Genomic DNA, 18,882 nt, shown 5'->3' with positions numbered 1-18,882 from the left:
TCAACAGAACGGTATTTGATGCGCATAGAAGAGCATATAATCGCAGAAACACCAGATTATATTATTGTGAATAAACCGTCAGGGGTACTAACCTTACCGGACCGTCACGATAATGAACTGGCTTCTCTCATCAGTATGATGAAGAAGGCTTATGGTGAGATATATACTGTGCACAGGCTGGATCGTGATACCAGTGGTATTATCCTGTTTGCCCGCAATGAAACTGCCCATAAGTATTACTCACAGCTGTTTGAGAGCAGAGATGTGAAGAAATTCTACCTGGGTATTGTCAACGGGCAGCTTTTTCCAACGAAAGGCAGTGTGGATGAGCCAATTATGGAGCATCCGGTGCAGAAGGGGAAAATGGTAGCAAATCGGAAAGGGAAACCATCTCTTACGGATTATGAAGTGCTGGAAGATTTCGGACTGTTTAGTCTTGTGAGAATGCAGATTCATACAGGTCGTACCCACCAGATCAGGGTTCACATGAAGCACTTGGGGCATCCGATTGCCGTAGATGAATTCTATGGTAATGGAGAGCCGGTGAAACTATCTACGATCAAGAAGAAGTTCAAGCTGGGCAAGTATGTAGAGGAAGAAAGACCGTTATTGAGTCGTCTGGCTTTACATGCAGCGATGCTGGAGTTTAAAGATCAGGCTGGTCAGGTGATTGCAGTAGAAGCGCCATTGCCAAAGGATATGGCGGCGTTATTGAATCAACTGCGTAAGCATAAACGATAAGCGGAGTTTTTGCTCGCAGAGCAGCAAAGCAGCAAAGCAGCAAAGATATCTGTCTGATATCATTATACAGTATTTATTAAAAATGCCAGAAGTTGTTCAGCTTCTGGCATTTTTATTTGATTACTTCACTTGAGTCTTTTACAAATGGTTATCAATCAATATTTTATTCTTCGCTGCTCTGCTGCTTTGCTGCTCTGCGAGTAATTAATCTAATCGCTTCGGGCATAAAAAAAACGGGGAAAAATCCCCGTTTCGTAAAAATCAAAAACCAACCATTAAAAAATCTTTATCGGATAAAACCTTCACCTGGTGGTGGAGTGAGGGTTCCGGTATAATTATTTATTAGGTTGTGGTGTTGTTCTCAGATAAGGCTTAATGATTTTGTGGCCTTTCGGAAAACGTTCTGGGATGTCTGCGGTAGGCACTGCTGCCGTAACGATAACATCTTCACCGTCTTTCCAGTCAGCTGGTGTAGCAACGCTATACTGAGCTGTGAGCTGGAGGGAATCAATTACTCTGAGTACTTCGTGGAAGTTTCTTCCGGTAGAAGCAGGGTAAGTGATGGTCAGTTTCACTTTTTTGTCTGGCCCAATGATAAACAAGGATCTGACAGTAAAAGTTTCAGAGGCATTAGGATGAATCATGCCATACAGGTTCGCCACTGTTTTGTCTTCATCAGCGATGATAGGGAAATTCACGTCACAATTTTGTGTTTCGTTGATATCGCCTATCCAGCTTTTGTGTTTATCCAGTGGATCAACGCTGAGGGCCAGCACTTTCACGTTGCGTTTTGCGAACTCACCGTTTAAGAGTGCTGTTTTACCAAGCTCGGTAGTACAAACTGGCGTAAAATCCGCAGGATGAGAGAATAATACACCCCAGCTGTCCCCAAGGTAATCGTAAAAATTTATTTCTCCTAATGTCGTTTTAGCAGTAAAATTGGGAGCTGTGTCTCCAAGTCTTAAACTCATAGTTGTATAATTTACGAATTACGTGTCCAAAAATAGGACTTTCCTACAAATGTTATAGACTTAAAAGGAACTTTTTATTTTTTTTAAAACGAAATGTGATGAACGGAAGTTTGGGGGTTAACAAACAAAAGGGTACAAACAAGGACAAATAAGGGTTAATTCATCTGGATAAAACTAATGAGAGCCAGGCCGTTACTGGGTTAACAAACTTCCGGGACCTGTACAAGCCAGCAGTTTAGCTTGCAGTAGGCCCTTAAAATAACAGGCCGGGCTTTTAATGATTTTTTAATACAAATTAAGCCGAGTGATGCAGCTGCCAGGCATAATAGGCCAGGCTGAACTTCATATCATCCGCCAGATCTGATTCCTGTCGGGCAGCAGCATCATCCAGCTCGAGCTCGAGGTATCCAAGGTATAGGTCGTAATTTGATTCCAGGTTTCTGACACACTGCCTGATCTTCTTATTGATCGCTTTCCTGGCTGCAGGCGGAAGCCCAGGTTGCTCGGGCCCTGCTGGTGAAACCGGTAATGCGATAATTTTTCCCTTCTCTTCTGCAATCTCTTCTTTCTCCAGCCAGGTTACCTGCTGCAGAATGGCGCCTATATGAAGAGGCTGCCGAGTGCTGGTAGTGATTCGTGCTGTGGTCATTGCCTTAGGATTTAATTACAATACAAATCTACCAGGCCGTTACGCAGAGGATATGCGTAGTGAAAAAGTTTTCTGTATTTTTAAACCAAATTTTTTGTTTGTGCCAAAAAATAAAGACGCTGTATCGCGATATCGATGGATAGACGAACGATTACGGAATAAACGATTGCCTAAACCTACCCTGGAAAGCCTGATAGAGTACGTTTCCGAAAAAATGGATGCCGTTATTTCCACCCGTACCATACAGAAAGATATACAGGACATGCGCCAGGACCCGGAGCTCAATTATATGGCGCCTATCGTGTATGACCGTAGCAGCAAAACCTATCGTTATACCGATGAGAACTACTCCATCGGACAGATGCCTATTGAAGAAGCAGACCTGCAAGGCCTGGAGATAGCTATTGGCATTCTGGAGCAGTTCCGCAGCCTGCCGGTTATTCAGCAGTTTGAAGATTCTATCCTGAAAATTGCCGCCAGCCTGAAAATGAACCGGGATGAGCTACAACACCAGGGCCTTATCCGCTTTACCAGAACGGCTCAATATAAAGGCGCCGAACATATTCGGGAAATCGTAGAAGCCATCAAAAACCTGGAGATAATCCGTATTGCCTATCAAAGCTTCGACAGAGATGAGCCCAAAGAACACTGGGTAGAACCTTATCACCTGCGGGAATACCAACACCGCTTTTATCTCATTGGGAAAAGTCAGCAAACCCGCGGTGGCGCTGTATTGACCTTTGCCCTGGATAGAATCGTGAAACTCTGGCCAACCATGAAACACTTCGATGAAAAGAATTTCGATGATGCCAGCTATTTCCAGCATGCCATCGGGATTACGGTGCACGATGGGGAACCGGAAGAAGTGCTGCTCTCCTTCACACCGCGACAAGGAAAATACCTGAAAACACAGCCTATTCACGCCTCCCAGAAAATCATTAAGGATACGGAAACAGACTGTCATATATCCCTTCATGTGGTTATCAACCCGGAACTGATGATGACGTTGCTGAGCTATGGCCCTAATGTAAAAGTGCTGCAACCTGCTTCCCTGGTGAATCGTATGAAAGCAGAAACCCAACAAATGGTGAAACTATACCAGTAAGCGAAAAATATTTAACCTAATACAAAAAGGGCTGACCATATGGTGATGGTCAGCCCTTTTTGTACATAATTTATTACCGCCAGTTACTTGGCTGGCTTGATGAAGAGGCTGTCTGCCATCGGCTGATTGACCTCCATTTTATTTATGACCATTGTCATCATCCCTCCCTGAGAACTCTTGCCCGGATATACATACCCTTCCGGATTCTTTTGATATTCAGAGAAGTCAGATACCAGCTCCTGCTCTTTACCACCTATGGTCAGGCTGTTTTTAGCCCGTACAATGTAGTAAGTGCCTGCATCCAGAAATACATAACCTACATTTCCTTCTTTGGTGGTTACTTTCAGCTTATATGCAGGCTTACCATTTACGGTATCTTTCCCAATATAAGTCACCATTTTACCTTTGGAAGCATAATCATATAATTCGCTGCCAGATACGTCCAATAAGCCTTTCATTGCTGAGAAGGTCGCTGAATCCATATCTTCAGGACTCAATTGTCCCATAATAGGCATATAGATCCAACCAGATTTCTGATTTACCACCTGCACATTGCTGGTGCCCATTACATCAAATTCAAGGCGCATCGATTTATTGTTCACCCCCCATCTTTTAAAGGGAATTTCCTGGCCCTGGGCCATGGTTACGCCTTCTACATATTGAGACTTAATACCGGAAATTTTAGCAATACCACCCATGGCGGCATAATGCTTATTCAGAATATCGGTCAGGGTCTGTCCAAAGGATGCAGTCGCTGATGCGAAGAGCATCACGACCATTACACTGAAGTATTTGAATGCTTGCATAAGAGAAATTTAATCAACTAAAGATAATGTAATTTCATATCCATCACTTTCCTATTAGCTGCTTTCTGTCAAACTCCGTGCTAATCCTTAGATTTACATCATGAATAGCTTTGAAATTACCGCTAACCTGGTAGATATACTCCAGGGAGAAATATACCCGGCAGAGATACAGGTGCAGAACGGCCGCATCCATAAAATCACGCGACTGGAGCAGCCTTGCGATACGTATATTATGCCTGGATTCACGGATGCCCACGTACATGTGGAAAGCTCCATGCTGATCCCTTCTGAATTTGCGCGACTGGCAGTAGTACACGGTACAGTGGCTACCATCAGCGACCCACATGAAATTGCCAATGTAATGGGCGTTCCAGGTGTGGAATATATGCTCAATAACGGGAAACAGGTCCCCTTTAAATTCAATTTCGGCGCACCCTCCTGCGTACCTGCCACCACTTTTGAAACTGCCGGAGCAACCGTTACAGCGGCAGATGTAGCACAATTACTGAAAAGAGACGATATCAAATACCTGACGGAAATGATGAATTTCCCCGGCGTATTACATCACGATCCGGAAGTAATAGCCAAAATAGCCGCCGCCAAGGCCCTGAACAAGCCTGTGGATGGTCATGCACCTGGGCTCAGAGGAGAAGATGCCCGTAAATATATTAATGCCGGTATTAGCACAGATCATGAGTGTTTTACGGAAGAAGAAGCAGCAGAAAAGCTTTCCTATGGAATGCATATCCTCATTCGGGAAGGTAGCGCCGCCAAAAACTTTGAAGCGCTCATTCCCCTCCTGCCCGAACATTATGAAAAAATGATGTTCTGCAGCGATGATAAGCATCCAGACAACCTGGAAGAAGGCCATATCAACCAACTTGTAAAACGCGCACTGGCAAAGGGTATAGACCTGTTTAAAGTGCTGAGAGTGGCTTGTGTAAACCCAGTACTGCATTATCAACTGGACAATGGCCTGCTGCGGGAAGGAGATGCAGCCGATTTCATTACAGTGGACAACCTCCAGGATTTTAATATTCTCGGTACCTGGATCAATGGTAACAAAGTAGCGGAAAATGGGAAAACATTAATTCCTTCTATTGCAGCAGAAGCAGTGAATAATTTCTCCTGCAATCCTAAGTCGGTAGCCGATTTCCGGATTGAATGTAAGGACCAGGAAAAAAACGTGCAGGTAATTGGCGCTATTGAAGGAGAACTCATTACCAATAAACTGGAAGCTACGCTACGTTCTGTTGACAACAACCTGGTAAGCGATACGCATCAGGATGTACTGAAACTCACGGTAGTAAACCGTTACAGAGAATCGGCGCCTGCCCTGGGATTCATAAAAGGTTTTGGGTTGAAAGCTGGCGCGATAGCCTCTTCAGTAGCCCACGACAGTCACAATATCATTGCGGTGGGAACCGATGATGAAAGCATCTGCGCTGCCGTAAATGCTGTAATAGCAGCCAAAGGCGGCGTGAGCATTGTCAGCAATGGCGTTACAGACATTCTGCCTTTACCTGTGGCGGGATTAATGAGTAACCTGGACGGCTATACGATTGCTGCCAAATACAGCGCCCTCGATAAAGCAGCGAAAGCAGCAGGTTCTACACTGGCCTCTCCTTTCATGACGCTTTCCTTTATGGCCTTATTGGTGATACCACATCTTAAGCTCAGTGATCTGGGTTTATTCGATGGCGATACCTTTACATTTACTGCCATATAAAAAGTAAAAAATATACGGGCGCAAGCCCGGGACGAAGAAAGGGATGCCTACGGCATCCCTTTCAATTAGCCCACTGGGCAGCAATAACTTAGAAATATAGAGAGTTAGTTAATCCACAAAGCACCACCAATGCTGTCGCGGCTGGCGCCAGTAACAGAAGACAGCACATTCTCCTCTTGTCTCCAGCGTAAAGCGCCTATCAATGCCATTACCAGGGCTTCTTTAAAACCGATGGTCAGTTCATCAGGCACTTCCACTTCAATATTAAGAGGTTCTAATTGTTCGCGGATACAATTCACCAGAAAGGTATTGAATGCGCCACCACCAGTGATAAGCATTTTTGCAGGAGCTTCCGGATCAGCCATTTTAGCTTTCAGCGCAGCAGCGGATTTAGCTACCTGCTCTGCGATATGTGCTACATAAGTAGCCAGTTTTCCTTGTACAGAAATGCGCAATCCTTCGATCATCGGCAGAATAGTATCTGTGCCGAAGTCATTCGCCAACGATTTAGGCCATGGCGCTGCATAGTAAGGAAGATCATTGAGTTTTGCCAGAAGCGCATCATCTTGTACGCCGCCTGCAGCCAGTTGACCACCTTCATCGTAAGGACGGTTGAGCGCTGCTGCAAGACCGTTCAGAACGCGATTGGCAGGGCAGATATCGAATGCTACATAGCCATCTTGCACATTAGCAGAGATATTCGCAATACCGCCGATATTCAACAGGTACTGATATGCCGGGAACAGATATTTTTCACCAATAGGTACAATAGGCGCTCCTTGTCCGCCAAGGGCAATATCCATGGCACGAAGATCACTGATAACCGGGAGACCCGTTACCGCGGTAATGGCAGCGCCATCACCCAGTTGGGCGGTCATCTTCCCATCCGGCATATGAAATGTGGTATGCCCGTGGGAAGCAATAAAATGTATTTTATGATCCAGGTGATTTTTCTCGATAAATTGTTTGATACGATGACCATTGTAATGACCGTATTCACTATGCAACAGTAAATATTCACGAGCTGGCAGATGAATGGCATTGGCCAGTTTTTCTACCCATTCCGGCTCGTAGGGAAGACTTTCAGAAGCCTTTATCGCGTATGTCCATTGTCCACGTACTTCTGTCAGTTCCGCAAATACAATATCCAGCCCATCCAGAGAACTGCCCGACATAGTGCCGATTACATTATATACCATCTGAAAAAAAATTTCAGCAAAGGTAATTGCTTCTGTGGAAAGTTTTTTTTGAGCTGTTTATGGAATCAGGGATATGAACAGCATCCTGCAAACAGAAAAACTTACCGTCATGAAAAGATATATTGCGCTTTTTACCGCCATTTTCCTGGTACAACTCAGTGCCATGGCTCAATCAAGAATGGTTACCGGCGTTGTTCGGGATAGCCTCACCCAAGCCGCTATTGCTAATGCGGTGGTACGGGAAAAAGGAACCGATAATATGACCTCTACCAATAAACAAGGGCATTGGCAGCTGAAAATCGGAACCGTGTCTACCCAAATCGAAATTATTGCCTCCGGTTATCCGCGATTGGAAATTACGATGAAGCCTGGTAGCAATCAGATAAATATCAATCTGGTGGCTCGTCCGGCAAAGCGGGTACTGCACCAAAAGGAGAAGGAAGTAATATGTGCGGAACCTATGATGGCGCCTGCTAAAATGGTCCCCAATAACCAGATGTTAATCCGTAGGAATGTATCGGCGGATATGTCAGCGAATGTATCCGGAAACGTCTTTTACGCCCCTCCGGTGGTTAATACTGAGTCTTATTCCGCGATCAATGAAAATATCTTTCATGGCGTAAAAGATCAGCCACTCAGCACATTCAGTGCGGATGTAGACAGAGCCTCCTACAGTAATGTCAGAAGGTATATTAACCAGGGCGACCTCCCTCCTGCTGATGCAGTACGAGTAGAAGAAATGATTAATTATTTCGATTATCATTATCCACAGCCTAAAGGGAAAGATCCCGTAGCCATAGTAGCAGATATGAGCGTATGCCCATGGAATACCCAACATCAGCTGGTACGTATTGGGATTCAGGGAAAAACGGTGGAAGCTAAAAATCTCCCTCCCAGCAACCTCGTATTCCTGATTGATGTATCCGGCTCTATGGATGAATACAACAAATTACCCCTGGTGAAGAAAGCATTCAGCGCACTGGTAGAGCAATTGCGTCCACAGGATAAGGTATCAATTGTCGTTTATGCAGGCGCTGCCGGCGTGGTATTGCCCTCTACCTCCGGCGACAAAAAAGGGAAAATAAAAGAGGCCCTGGAAAACCTCTCTGCTGGCGGTTCTACTGCCGGTGGCGAAGGTATTCAGCTGGCATACAAAATTGCCCAACAAAACTTCCAGCCAAAAGGTAATAACCGGGTTATCCTGGCCACGGATGGCGATTTCAACGTGGGCGTTTCCAATACAGGCGAGTTAGAGCGACTGATAGAGAAAGAAAAGAAAAGTGGCATTTTCCTTTCTGTACTGGGCTTTGGCATGGGTAACTTAAAAGACGACAACCTGGAAACCCTTGCCGATAAAGGGAATGGCAACTATGCGTATATAGATAATTTCGAAGAAGCCAGAAGAATATTTGTAACAGAATTTGGCGGAACCCTCTTCACCATTGCTAAAGACGTAAAGCTACAGGTAGAATTCAACCCTAATTTCGTGCAGGCGTACAGGTTAGTAGGATATGAGAACAGAATCTTGCAGGCAGAGGATTTCAACAATGATCAGAAAGATGCCGGCGACATGGGGGCTGGACATACGGTGACTGCGCTGTATGAAATCATTCCTGGCGGACAGAGCGGATCAACAGTTAATTGGGTAGATCCCCTGAAATATCAGCAAAATCAGGTATTGGGCAACAGATCAGAGGTGTTGACAGTCAAAATGAGGTATAAACAGCCAGATTCCAATACCAGCAGCCTGGTACAAGAGGTTTTGACCTATCAGCCGAGAAGTTTTGAACAGATGAGTGGCGACTTCCGTCTGGCCGCCTCTGTGGCTGCATTCGGCCAAATTTTACGGGAATCTGCCTTCCAGGGCGACGCTACCTGTGACAAGGTGCTGAAATGGGCCGCCAATACGCGTGGAGAAGATCCGGAAGGCTACAGAAGCGAGTACCTCCAGCTGGTCAAAAAAGCAATGCTGCTGAAGAAGTAAGCAATCAACATTTTTCGGTAATTTGCGGCCTCAAAGGATAAGCAAATGATAATTAATTTAAGTGAAACTAATTCGCTGGTAGGTGAATGGCTCAGTGAGATCCGAAACGTAGATGTTCAGCACGACCGTATGCGTTTCAGACGTAATATGGAGCGCCTGGGTGAAGTGGCTGCTTATGAAATCAGCAAACAACTGGAATATGTAGAGAAGGATATCACTACCCCTATGGGTATTGCTAACTGCCGCGTACTGAAACAACAGCCGGTACTGGCTACTATTCTTCGTGCAGGACTTGCGCTGCATCAGGGTTTACTGCATTATTTCGATAAAGCAGACCATGCATTCGTATCCGCTTACCGTAAGCATAACCACGACGGTTCTTTCGATATCAGCCTGGAGTATGTAAGCAGTCCTTCTATTGAGGGCAATGTACTTATCCTTTCAGATCCCATGCTGGCTACAGGCGCTTCTCTGGTGAAAACCATCGAGCACCTGCAGGAAATCGGAAAACCTTCTCATATTCACCTGGTAGTGGCTATCGCCTGCACCGTTGGTATTGAATATGTGATGAGAAACACCAAAGGCAATATCACTATCTGGGCCGGAGATATCGACGATGAGCTGACCGCTAAAGGTTACATCGTTCCAGGTCTGGGAGATGCTGGCGATCTCGCTTTCGGAAATAAAATACAACAATAAGTACCGTTTTACGTTTAACGGATATACGGAGTTGATTATGGTCAATTTCGTATATCCGTTTTTTTATGCGCTTGAATCTTTTTATACATGGATTTAATTTGAAATATGACTTAATTGGCGTACCTTCACCATTATTGCATAAACCCTATGCTACAAGCTTATCCTTATGAAAAGAGCTTTACTATTCCTGACCATATTCTTCAGCTTAAACATCTTGCGGGCGCAAGATCCGCACTTCTCTCAATTTTTTGCATCGCCACTGACACTTAACCCGGCGTTTACCGGTTTATTCTCAGGGGATTATCGCTTATCCGGTAACTACAGATCGCAATGGAGAAGTATTGCAAAACCTTTCGTGACAGGTACCATGGCAGCGGATTTTCAAATATTGAAAAACACCATTTCCTACACGGATATTTGGGGGGTTGGCTTTATGGCCATGTACGACCAAACAGGAGGAGGTGCACTTACGTCTTCCTATATCAGTATGAGTACCGCCTACCATAAAGGGTTGGACCCCGAAGGAAATCATACCCTCGCTATTGGTTTACAGGGAACCCTGGTACAGAAAAGATTGGATAATGATAAATTAATGTTTGAAGACCAGATAGATAACAACGGCTATAACCCCTCTATTCCCAGTGGAGAAACCTTAGTCAACAGAAAGATTTCCTATTTCGATCCAAACATTGGTATTCTTTATAATGGTCTGATTGGACAATCGTCCAATATCTACATGGGAGCATCTTACTATCATATTACTCAGCCTACAGAGTCTTTCATGAATGAGGGCAATAACAGATTAAGTTATCGCTGGACTATCCATGGAGGGGGCTCTGCTCCTGTCAATGGCAACAACCGTTTACATGGTAGTATCCTGTATATGAAACAAAATACTGCTACAGAGTTTACCTTCGGCGGCGCCTATGGCTTTACGCTCTCTGATATGGACGATAACCCTACAGTGTTTTACATAGGTAGCTGGTATCGTTGGAAAGACGCGGTTATTCCTTACGTTGGGATGGAAATTAAAGGGTTCCAGGTGGGTCTGAGCTACGATACAAACGTCTCCACACTGAAACCTGCCTCCAATTATCGCGGAGGTCTTGAACTTTCCGTGATATTTATACGCACTAAGAATCAGATGAATAAGTATAAAACGCTCTGTCCTCGTTTCTAAAGACATTTATTTATTTTAATAATAATGAACCCGGCCAGCTGGCCGGGTTCATTATTTTGGAGGATTTTTAATAGTTTCGTTCATCCTTAGCTTTAGAGGGGAATAACTCATTCTGTTTTACACTAAAACTGTTCATAACTTGTTTTCATTCAGAGAGGTACTGTCGGCATTCCAGGCCTACGGTAAAGCACACCAGTTTATCCTGCAACATAAATTATGGAAGTGGATATTGATTCCCGGTATTATTTACTGTCTGCTGTTCTTAGGAGGAATCTATTTTGTATGGGGATATTCCGGCGATTTCGTGGAGTATCTGACCCGACTTTTCCATATCACAGAATGGGTACAGGATCTGGCGAGCAGTTGGGTGAGTTTCCTCTTTATACTGGTGGCGTTTAGTGTCCGTATCATCTTCACTTTTCTATATCTGGCCTATTTCAAATATCTGTTCCTTATACTCGGATCGCCTGTTTTCTCTTATCTCTCGGAAAAAACAGAAGCTATCCTGGAAAACAGGGATTTCCCTTTCAGCTGGAAACAGCTGCTGGCCGATATTTGGCGCGGTGTGAAAATGTCCTGCCGCAATATGGTGTATCAGACTGCCGCCATCCTCATTTTATTGCTGGTATCATTCATTCCCGTTGTAGGCTGGATTACGCCTATGATTGGCTTCTTCATAGAGTGTTATTTCTATGGTTTCTCCATGATGGATTACAGCTGCGAACGTCATAAAATGAACATGTCGCAGAGTATTTCGTTTATACGTCAGCATAGAGGTATGGCACTGGGGAACGGAATCGTATTTTACCTGTTCTTTATTGTGCCGGTGATTGGCTGGATGCTGGCCCCTTCTTATGCAGTGATTGCTGCTACTATTGATTTACAAAACAAAAAACTGAGCTAATGAATATCGGCAAAGTGTATCTGATTCCTACCGTGCTGAGTGCTGATGCCCTATACAGTATACCGCCTTATGTAACAGAAACAGCCAGGAAACTGACTGTATTTTATGTAGAGAATGAACGTACTGCCCGTCGTTACTTGAAAGCCCTGGACAGAAGCATTAATATCGATGCTTTACAGTTGCTCCCAATGAACGAAAATCAATTGCCAGATACTACGCTGGCGAAAAAATTCCTGAAAGAAGGTAAGGATATTGGCGTGATCAGTGAAGCCGGTTGCCCGGCAGTAGCAGATCCTGGCCATCTGATTGTACAGGCTGCCCACAGTATAGACGCTCCTGTTATTCCGATGATCGGTCCCAATTCCATGTTACTGGCGCTGATGGCGTCTGGAATGAATGGCCAGAATTTTCAGTTCGTTGGCTATCTCCCGATAAAACCACATGAACGTATAAAAGCCATTAAAGACCTGGAACTCCAGTCTCAAAAGAAAAAACAAACACAACTGTTTATAGAAACGCCATACAGGAATAACCAGTTGATGAAAGATATCCTGGATAACTGTAAGGAATATACGAAAGTATGTGTGGCCGCCGATATCACCGGTCCTGATGAATTCATCAAAACAAAAACAGTGAAGGATTGGAAAAAAGCATTGCCGGAACTGCATAAGAAACCAGCTATTTTCCTGCTGGATGCAGAATAATCCGTACTCCTCTTACAACTATATTAAAAAGGGAATGACGCCTGTGACGTCATTCCCTTTTTTTTGTTTTGCCTTATAATTATGTCCAATCAGGGCACCAGCCGTTTGCCGGTATTCTGATCTGTTATAGAAATAATACTGTCTACTATGAATGGGCTGAATCCTCTCCAGGGAAGAGCGCCCAGGTATTCTTTATAGCTCAGCTCCACCCATTTGCCGCTTGCTGTCATCAGTTGCTGCGCTACTCTTTCGTTGGCAACAGAAAACTGGAATTCATTGGATTGAATTGTGCCTGCTACCTGTCCTTTATAGCCCGACTGAATCAGCTTACCTTCATAGGTCTTGAAAATATAACCTTTTTGTACGAAGTAATTCAGTTCTCCCGCCTTCACGCCTTTCCCAAATACAAAATAGAACTTATAAAAGAAGACACCGCCCAGGATGAGTACAATAACTGAAACGACGATAAATACAAATCGGCCCATGTGTTTGGTTTATAGATTAATAGTCTGTAATCAGAAGGATTTATCCACCATGTAGAGCAGTGCAGCCATAGCAAACGCTCCCAGCTCCAGCTCTCTTTTATTCACATTTTCAAACACATCATTCGGGGCATGGTGAATATCAAAATAACGTTGCGAGTCTGGTGAAAGTTCGGCCATTGGCGTACCCAGTGCAGCATTCAGCTGGCCTACGTCCACGCCTCCACCTTCTTCCTCAAAATCGTATATGCCATATGGGGCAAACAGCGGCTTCCAGGAAAATACTTTCGCTTTGAGTTCAGGGGCCATACTCATGATAAAGCCACGAGGCGTAAACCCACCTGCATCGCTTTCCAATGCAAAGATGTGTTTTTCATTGCGTTGCTTTGCCAGTTCAGCATATTTCTTACCGCCACGGGTACCATTTTCCTCGTTGGCAAACAATACTACGCGGAGGGTACGTTCTGGCTGAAGCCCCATTGCCTTAAATGTACGTAATACTTCGATGGATTGAACGCAGCCAGTTCCATCATCATGTGCGCCTTCTGCTACGTCCCAGGAATCCAGGTGACCGCCAACAGTCAGGTATTGATCCGGATGTTTGCTGCCTCTCAGTTCCCCAATCACGTTATGACCGATGGTATCTGCCAGCATCATACAGTTGGTTTTCAGAAATACCTGTGCAGTGGGATCATCCTTCATGCGTTGGCTGAGTCTGTCTGCATCCTGTAAACCTATAGCCACGGCAGGAATCTTGGTATAATTGGGATCATACTGCATTGCGCCGGTATGTGGCTCATTATTGGCAGCATGACTCATAGAGCGAACTATTACCGCAACAGCGCCATATTTGGCCGCTCTGCTGGCTCCGCTGCCACGATATTTAACCGCGTCTCCATAGGAATAAAATGTTTTAATAAATTTCGGATTGAACGCATAGTTATAGAATACGATCTTTCCTTTTACCTGGTCCTTTTTGGCTTCCAGGTCGTCAAAAGAGGAGACTTCCAGCACGGGAGCGCTTACGCCATCTTCGCCGGTACCTACAGAATTTCCGAGGGCCAGTATGTTCAATGGCGGTGTATAATCTCTTCTTTTGGATATAATGCGGGCTTCTTCGCGGGCGCCACGTACCCAATGCGGTACCATGCACTCTTGTAAGTAAACGGTATCAGCGCCGGCAGCTTTTAGGGCTTCAAAACCCCATTTTTCTGCCTTTACCATACCAGGAGAACCTGCCAGCCTGCCTCCTACTTCTTTGGTTAATACTCTCAGGTTGTCGTATGCAGTACTGTGAGTAAGTACTTCGTCGGCCATTTTCCGAATGGTTACTGAGTCCTGAGATTGCGCTGAAACCATTGCAGGGACAGCACATCCCAGTAAAATTGGCAAAAGGTAATTTCTCATAAAAAGCGGTCAGTTTACGGATAAAACTACTCATTTGTGCCGGTACCTACAAATAACAATAAAATGGTCTGCGTCCCTCCCGGATTTAATTTTTCAGCGTTACCTTTGTTGATGCATGGTTTGGAAAACAGCTGATAAGGGCACGTATTACTGTTTTTCATACTATGGGCTTTTCGTATTGGCTATAAAAAATAAATCATGCGTATTGGAATAGTATGTTATCCTACATACGGTGGTAGTGGCGTATTGGCCACGGAGCTGGGTAAAGCTCTGGCGGATAAAGGCCATATGGTCCACTTTATCACATATCAGCAGCCGGTGAGGCTCAACGCGTTTCACGCGAATATCTATTACCACGAAGTACAGGTTCCCACATACCCGCTTTTTGACTTCCCTCCTTATGAGTCTGCGCTCAGCAGCACCATGGTGGATGTTATTCTAAATCAGAAGCTGGATCTGCTCCATGTACACTATGCGATTCCTCATGCCTCTACTGCCTACATGGCAAAACAGATTGTGGCTAAACAGGGTCGCGTGGTACCATTTATTACTACTTTGCACGGTACTGATATTACCCTTGTGGGTAAAGACAAGACCTATGCGCCGGTGGTAACTTTCTCTATCAATGAATCAGACGCTATTACGGCCGTTTCTGAGAACCTGCGGGATGAGACCTATAAATCCTTCCAGATTGAAAAGGAAATCTCTGTGATCTACAATTTCGTGGACACCCAGCGTTTCAGTCGCCGTAACCTGCCTCATTTCCGCCAGGCGATTGCGCCCAACGGAGAGAAAGTGCTGTTGCATGTTTCCAACTTCCGTAAGGTGAAACGTGTACCGGATGTAGTGAAAATATTTAAACAAGTGAGAGATGCCATGCCGGCCAAACTGCTGTTGGTAGGCGATGGACCGGACAGGCCTACCATTGAGTGCTTATGCCGCGAGCTGGGAATCTGTGAAGATGTTCGGTTTGTTGGTAAACAGGAGCAACTGGAAGATGTGATGTCTATCAGCGATCTGTTTATTCTCCCATCCGAGTATGAAAGTTTTGGTCTGGCTGCCCTGGAGGCAATGGCTTCTCAGGTGCCGGTTATTTCTTCTAATGCCGGCGGCTTGCCAGAAATCAATATCCCTGGCGTAACCGGTTATATGGGGGATGTGGGAGACACGGATACCATGGCCAAACACGCTATTCATTTACTACAGGATGAAGCCCTGCTGGCACGTGTACGTCATGGCGCATGGGAACAGGCACAACGCTTCCATATCGATAATATCATTCCTCAATATGAGGCTTTATATGAGCAGGTTTTACAGAATCAACGTAAAGCGCAGTTGCTTTAACGGCCGCGAATCCACTTTTCAGGATTCTGTTTGACTACGTTCTTATAAATTTGTAATTCTATCTGGCCGTTGCTGCTTCCCGCCGGGGTGGCAGCAACGCCTAAAACATGACCCTTCGTTACTTTAGCCCCTTTCTGCACTCTTACATTCAACAGGTGAACATAGTTGGTAAAGTATTTACCATGGCGTAAAGTAACCATAGTACCAGAGCCCGGAATACTAAAGATCATAATAACTTCTCCTTCGAAGATCGCTTTCACCGCCGCTCCTGCAGCTGTAGAGAATACGACTCCGCTATATTCCTTTTCCACCTTACCGATCATGCCCATACCGAAATGACCGGCAATCCGGCCAGCATCCACCGGCCATGGCAGTCGCCCACGGTTTGCTTCGAAATTGCGGGAGAGAGATAATTGTCCGGGTGCTGCATCCAGTACATCTTCGTTGGAAGCGACTTCCGGTTCATCTTCTTCCGGCTCCTCTTTCACTTTAGGTGCTGGTGGCGGTTTTACTCCTTTTTTGGCAGCTGCTTTTCTTGCTGCCAGCGCTTTTCGGGCAGCTTCCTCTTTCTGTTTCTTCCGTTTGGCGGCAGCAATACGTTTGCGTTCTGCCGCTTCAGCAGCCGCTTTTCGGCGGGCAGCTTCTATTTCCCTGCGGATAGCTGCCTGGATAGCATTATCGATCTGTTTTGTTTCCGCTTTGCTTTTGGCAATGCTTTGTTGCAGGTCTTTTTCTTTATCCTGGAGATCTTTAATATTTTGTTCCGTTTCTTTTTGATCCGCTACCAGTTTGATTTTCTGACGTTGTTCCACCTGGAGGGCGCCGGTTTTTTCCTGCCGTTGCTGTTGCAGTTGTACCAGTTTTTCGCCCAGTATTTTACGGGTAGACAACAAGCTTTCCGCCTGTCGCCTTTTACTTTCCCGATACTCGCGCAGGTATTGATACCGGCGTACGGCGTCGTTAAACCCGTTGGCGGAGAAGAGGAAATTCAATACATCAAAGGTGGTGCGGGATTTATAACTGTACACAATCAATTGGGCGTAGCGGGCCTTGAGGGAGTCCACTTCTTTTTCCAGCGTTTGTACGTTACTGTTAGTATTGCTGATATCTCCGTCTATTTGACTGATCTCTACGTTGATGGCGCCGATCTGTTCATTGCGGGATGCAATTTTAGCCTGCAGGGATTTCTGCAGGGATTGATTCTGACGGGTAGATTTCTTCGTTTCCTGGAGGGCGCGAGTTGCTTCCGCAATCTCTTTCAACAGTTGCTCTTTCCTTTGCTCCAGGGCGGCGCGTGACTGCTTGTTACGCTGGGCTATGAGTACAGCAGGTAACAGGCATAACGCCATAATGAAAGGGATCAACTTTCTCAAACAAAAATGCATTAGGTTAGTAAGTAGAGGCAGGGGCGGTTACACCCCTTGGCCTATCTGCGACGTATCCACTGCTCTGGATTCTGCTTGGTAATACCTTTCCAGATCTGCAGTTCTACCTCGCCGGTATTTTCAATTTCGTTTACGCTAGCGGTACCGATTACCTGTCCGGTTTTCACCATATCGCCTTTCTTCACGCGTGTGGTTTGCAAACGTACATACGTTGTGAAATATTGTCCGTGACGGATAATGATCATATAACCCATACCTGGCATTACTACTACAGATTTCACTTCTCCTTCAAAGATGGATTTAACCGGACCGCCTTTGGTAGTAGCAATAACGATACCATCTGTAGGGACTGTAATATGTTCCATTACTGCGTGCTGGTGAATACCAAAGTGTTCGATGATATTACCGGCATCCACAGGCCATGGCAGTTTACCTCTGTTGGCTTCGAAGCTTTCAGATAATGCCAGCGCTTCCGGTGTCGCTTCCAGTACGTTCTCACTACGCGTTGGTGCAGGCGCAGGAGTTGCAGGTTTCTCCACTGGCTTTTCCACTGGTTTTTCAACAGGTTTCTCTGCTGGTTTTTCTACTGGAGCAGGGGTTGGCGTATTGTTAGTAGTGTTATTAGCATTATTGGCTTTTTCAGCAGCGGCGGCTCTGGCTTTCTCTGCTGCTGCAGCGGCGGCGGCTTTGCGTGCCTCCTCATCTCTCCGTTTCTTCTCTTCAGCAGCTTTTTTACGGGCCGCTTCTTCTTCCATCGCCTTACGACGCGCCTCTTCAATCTCACGACGGATTACATTCCTGATCGCGATCTGTACTTTCTGGGCATCTTTCTTACGCTGGTTGATATCCTGTACCAGCTCTTTCTCACGTCCTTTCAGCTTATTCAGTACCTCATCTTTCTCTTTCTTATCGGCTTCCAACGTTGCGCGCTGGTCTTCTTCTGTTTTCAGCGCATCTCCACGTTTTACACGCTGGGATTCCAGGTGTTGGATTTTCTTATTCAGTAATGCCTGGGTGGACACGATATTATCCGCCTGACGACGACGATATTCCCGATATTGTTTGAGGTATTGGAATCTCTTTACAGCATCATTAAAACTGGAAGCGGAAAACACGAAGTTCATCATGTCGTAGGCAGACCTGTTCTTGTATGCATACACTACCAGTTGTGCGTACTGTGCTTTCAGGGTATCCAGGTCTTTTCTGAGGGTGTTTACATCCCGGTTCGCGGTATTGATGTCTCCATTGATGAAATTAATTTCATCATTGATACTGTTGATCAATTTTGAACGGAGGGTAATTTTATCCCGCAGTGCGCGCAGTTGGCCAAGACTCTCTTTGGTAGATTTCTTGGTTTCCTGTAATTGCGCATTCGCTTCATCTATTTCATGTTGTAGTTCTTTCTTTCTTCTTTCCAGGTCCTCCCGTGATTGGGCAGGCTGTTGCTGTCCAGCATTCTGCTGGGCTACCACCAGGGCAGGCATCAACCATATTACCAACACAAACGGAATAATCTTCTTCAAATACAACATGACTATATTTAGTAACTACGAAATTAATGTCTGATATATAAACGATAAATATACAACGTTT

General features: G+C 45.2%; 17 protein-coding genes. 9 read left to right on the top strand and 8 right to left on the bottom strand.

Translation table 11 applies throughout. The features are described from left to right. The first annotated feature begins 18 nt into the window (after positions 1 to 18). On the top strand, positions 19 to 741 hold the full coding sequence (locus CLV59_RS08330) for an RluA family pseudouridine synthase (RefSeq protein ID WP_111591545.1): 723 nt from the start codon (positions 19 to 21) through the stop codon (positions 739 to 741). A gap of 335 nt (positions 742 to 1,076) precedes the next feature. Here the strand turns inward: CLV59_RS08330 and CLV59_RS08325 are convergent, their stop codons facing one another. Both CLV59_RS08325 and CLV59_RS08320 read right to left on the bottom strand, forming a co-directional pair. Then, a complete protein-coding gene (locus CLV59_RS08325; RefSeq protein WP_111591544.1) occupies positions 1,077 to 1,712 on the bottom strand; it encodes a peroxiredoxin in 636 nt (211 codons plus the stop codon). A gap of 295 nt (positions 1,713 to 2,007) precedes the next feature. Next, positions 2,008 to 2,361 carry a hypothetical protein gene (locus CLV59_RS08320; protein WP_111591543.1) on the bottom strand — a complete coding sequence of 118 codons (354 nt, stop codon included), beginning with the start codon at positions 2,359 to 2,361 and terminating at the stop codon, positions 2,008 to 2,010. Between the two features lie 100 nt (positions 2,362 to 2,461). Between CLV59_RS08320 and CLV59_RS08315 the strand changes: the two genes are divergently transcribed. Next, a complete protein-coding gene (locus CLV59_RS08315; RefSeq protein WP_170137677.1) occupies positions 2,462 to 3,466 on the top strand; it encodes a helix-turn-helix transcriptional regulator in 1,005 nt (334 codons plus the stop codon). Positions 3,467 to 3,549: 83 nt separating this feature from the next. Here CLV59_RS08315 and CLV59_RS08310 read toward each other — a convergent pair whose 3' ends face one another. After that, positions 3,550 to 4,272, bottom strand: a complete 723-nt coding sequence (locus CLV59_RS08310) for an outer membrane lipoprotein-sorting protein (protein WP_111591541.1) — start codon at positions 4,270 to 4,272, stop codon at positions 3,550 to 3,552. Between the two features lie 100 nt (positions 4,273 to 4,372). Between CLV59_RS08310 and ade the strand changes: the two genes are divergently transcribed. Further along, positions 4,373 to 6,001, top strand: a complete 1,629-nt coding sequence (gene ade / locus CLV59_RS08305; RefSeq protein ID WP_111591540.1) for an adenine deaminase — start codon at positions 4,373 to 4,375, stop codon at positions 5,999 to 6,001. Between the two features lie 104 nt (positions 6,002 to 6,105). Here ade and CLV59_RS08300 read toward each other — a convergent pair whose 3' ends face one another. Continuing rightward, positions 6,106 to 7,200 (bottom strand): anhydro-N-acetylmuramic acid kinase, encoded by a 1,095-nt coding sequence (locus CLV59_RS08300; RefSeq protein ID WP_111591539.1) that lies wholly within the window; start codon positions 7,198 to 7,200, stop codon positions 6,106 to 6,108. 109 nt (positions 7,201 to 7,309) lie between these two features. Between CLV59_RS08300 and CLV59_RS08295 the strand changes: the two genes are divergently transcribed. The 5 genes from CLV59_RS08295 (at position 7,310) to CLV59_RS08275 (ending at position 12,671) form a co-directional block, all read left to right on the top strand. Then, positions 7,310 to 9,184, top strand: coding sequence for a YfbK domain-containing protein (locus tag CLV59_RS08295; protein ID WP_245950830.1), 1,875 nt, complete (start codon positions 7,310 to 7,312; stop codon positions 9,182 to 9,184). A 45-nt stretch (positions 9,185 to 9,229) separates the two neighbouring features. Next, on the top strand, positions 9,230 to 9,883 hold the full coding sequence (gene upp / locus CLV59_RS08290; RefSeq protein ID WP_111591538.1) for a uracil phosphoribosyltransferase: 654 nt from the start codon (positions 9,230 to 9,232) through the stop codon (positions 9,881 to 9,883). Between the two features lie 166 nt (positions 9,884 to 10,049). Next, positions 10,050 to 11,063 (top strand): PorP/SprF family type IX secretion system membrane protein, encoded by a 1,014-nt coding sequence (locus CLV59_RS08285; RefSeq protein ID WP_111591537.1) that lies wholly within the window; start codon positions 10,050 to 10,052, stop codon positions 11,061 to 11,063. A gap of 139 nt (positions 11,064 to 11,202) precedes the next feature. Beyond that, entirely contained in the window at positions 11,203 to 11,967 is a 765-nt protein-coding gene (locus CLV59_RS08280; protein ID WP_111591536.1) for an EI24 domain-containing protein, read from the top strand. Beyond that, positions 11,967 to 12,671 carry an SAM-dependent methyltransferase gene (locus CLV59_RS08275; RefSeq protein ID WP_111591535.1) on the top strand — a complete coding sequence of 235 codons (705 nt, stop codon included), beginning with the start codon at positions 11,967 to 11,969 and terminating at the stop codon, positions 12,669 to 12,671. Before CLV59_RS08280 ends, CLV59_RS08275 begins: the two co-directional genes overlap by 1 nt. A gap of 89 nt (positions 12,672 to 12,760) precedes the next feature. On the opposite strand, the gene CLV59_RS08270 is transcribed toward CLV59_RS08275, so the two are convergent. Further along, entirely contained in the window at positions 12,761 to 13,156 is a 396-nt protein-coding gene (locus tag CLV59_RS08270) for a hypothetical protein (RefSeq protein ID WP_111591534.1), read from the bottom strand. A gap of 30 nt (positions 13,157 to 13,186) precedes the next feature. Continuing rightward, positions 13,187 to 14,560, bottom strand: coding sequence for a M20/M25/M40 family metallo-hydrolase (locus CLV59_RS08265; protein WP_111591533.1), 1,374 nt, complete (start codon positions 14,558 to 14,560; stop codon positions 13,187 to 13,189). A gap of 198 nt (positions 14,561 to 14,758) precedes the next feature. Between CLV59_RS08265 and bshA the strand changes: the two genes are divergently transcribed. Continuing rightward, positions 14,759 to 15,904 carry an N-acetyl-alpha-D-glucosaminyl L-malate synthase BshA gene (bshA, locus tag CLV59_RS08260; RefSeq protein ID WP_111591532.1) on the top strand — a complete coding sequence of 382 codons (1,146 nt, stop codon included), beginning with the start codon at positions 14,759 to 14,761 and terminating at the stop codon, positions 15,902 to 15,904. On the opposite strand, the gene CLV59_RS08255 is transcribed toward bshA, so the two are convergent. Together CLV59_RS08255 and CLV59_RS08250 are read right to left on the bottom strand one after the other, a co-directional pair. Beyond that, positions 15,901 to 17,277 (bottom strand): murein hydrolase activator EnvC family protein, encoded by a 1,377-nt coding sequence (locus CLV59_RS08255; RefSeq protein WP_170137676.1) that lies wholly within the window; start codon positions 17,275 to 17,277, stop codon positions 15,901 to 15,903. The genes bshA and CLV59_RS08255 overlap by 4 nt on opposite strands. Positions 17,278 to 17,330: 53 nt before the next feature. After that, entirely contained in the window at positions 17,331 to 18,812 is a 1,482-nt protein-coding gene (locus tag CLV59_RS08250) for a murein hydrolase activator EnvC family protein (RefSeq protein WP_170137675.1), read from the bottom strand. Positions 18,813 to 18,882: the final 70 nt, after the last annotated feature.

The sequence above is a fragment of the Chitinophaga dinghuensis genome, from assembly GCF_003259435.1.
In the GTDB taxonomy this organism is placed as follows: domain Bacteria; phylum Bacteroidota; class Bacteroidia; order Chitinophagales; family Chitinophagaceae; genus Chitinophaga; species Chitinophaga dinghuensis.
This window is presented reverse-complemented; position numbering and strand designations above follow the sequence as displayed.

Excerpts from the sequence above, each read along its gene's own strand:
- CLV59_RS08330 (WP_111591545.1), top strand. The coding sequence starts at position 19 with ATGCGCATAGAAGAGCATATAATCGCAGAAACACCAGATTATATTATT.
- CLV59_RS08325 (WP_111591544.1), bottom strand. The coding sequence starts at position 1,712 with ATGAGTTTAAGACTTGGAGACACAGCTCCCAATTTTACTGCTAAAACG.
- CLV59_RS08320 (WP_111591543.1), bottom strand. The coding sequence starts at position 2,361 with ATGACCACAGCACGAATCACTACCAGCACTCGGCAGCCTCTTCATATA.
- CLV59_RS08310 (WP_111591541.1), bottom strand. The coding sequence starts at position 4,272 with ATGCAAGCATTCAAATACTTCAGTGTAATGGTCGTGATGCTCTTCGCA.
- ade (WP_111591540.1), top strand. The coding sequence starts at position 4,373 with ATGAATAGCTTTGAAATTACCGCTAACCTGGTAGATATACTCCAGGGA.
- CLV59_RS08300 (WP_111591539.1), bottom strand. The coding sequence starts at position 7,200 with ATGGTATATAATGTAATCGGCACTATGTCGGGCAGTTCTCTGGATGGG.
- CLV59_RS08295 (WP_245950830.1), top strand. The coding sequence starts at position 7,310 with ATGAAAAGATATATTGCGCTTTTTACCGCCATTTTCCTGGTACAACTC.
- upp (WP_111591538.1), top strand. The coding sequence starts at position 9,230 with ATGATAATTAATTTAAGTGAAACTAATTCGCTGGTAGGTGAATGGCTC.
- CLV59_RS08285 (WP_111591537.1), top strand. The coding sequence starts at position 10,050 with ATGAAAAGAGCTTTACTATTCCTGACCATATTCTTCAGCTTAAACATC.
- CLV59_RS08275 (WP_111591535.1), top strand. The coding sequence starts at position 11,967 with ATGAATATCGGCAAAGTGTATCTGATTCCTACCGTGCTGAGTGCTGAT.
- CLV59_RS08270 (WP_111591534.1), bottom strand. The coding sequence starts at position 13,156 with ATGGGCCGATTTGTATTTATCGTCGTTTCAGTTATTGTACTCATCCTG.
- CLV59_RS08265 (WP_111591533.1), bottom strand. The coding sequence starts at position 14,560 with ATGAGAAATTACCTTTTGCCAATTTTACTGGGATGTGCTGTCCCTGCA.
- bshA (WP_111591532.1), top strand. The coding sequence starts at position 14,759 with ATGCGTATTGGAATAGTATGTTATCCTACATACGGTGGTAGTGGCGTA.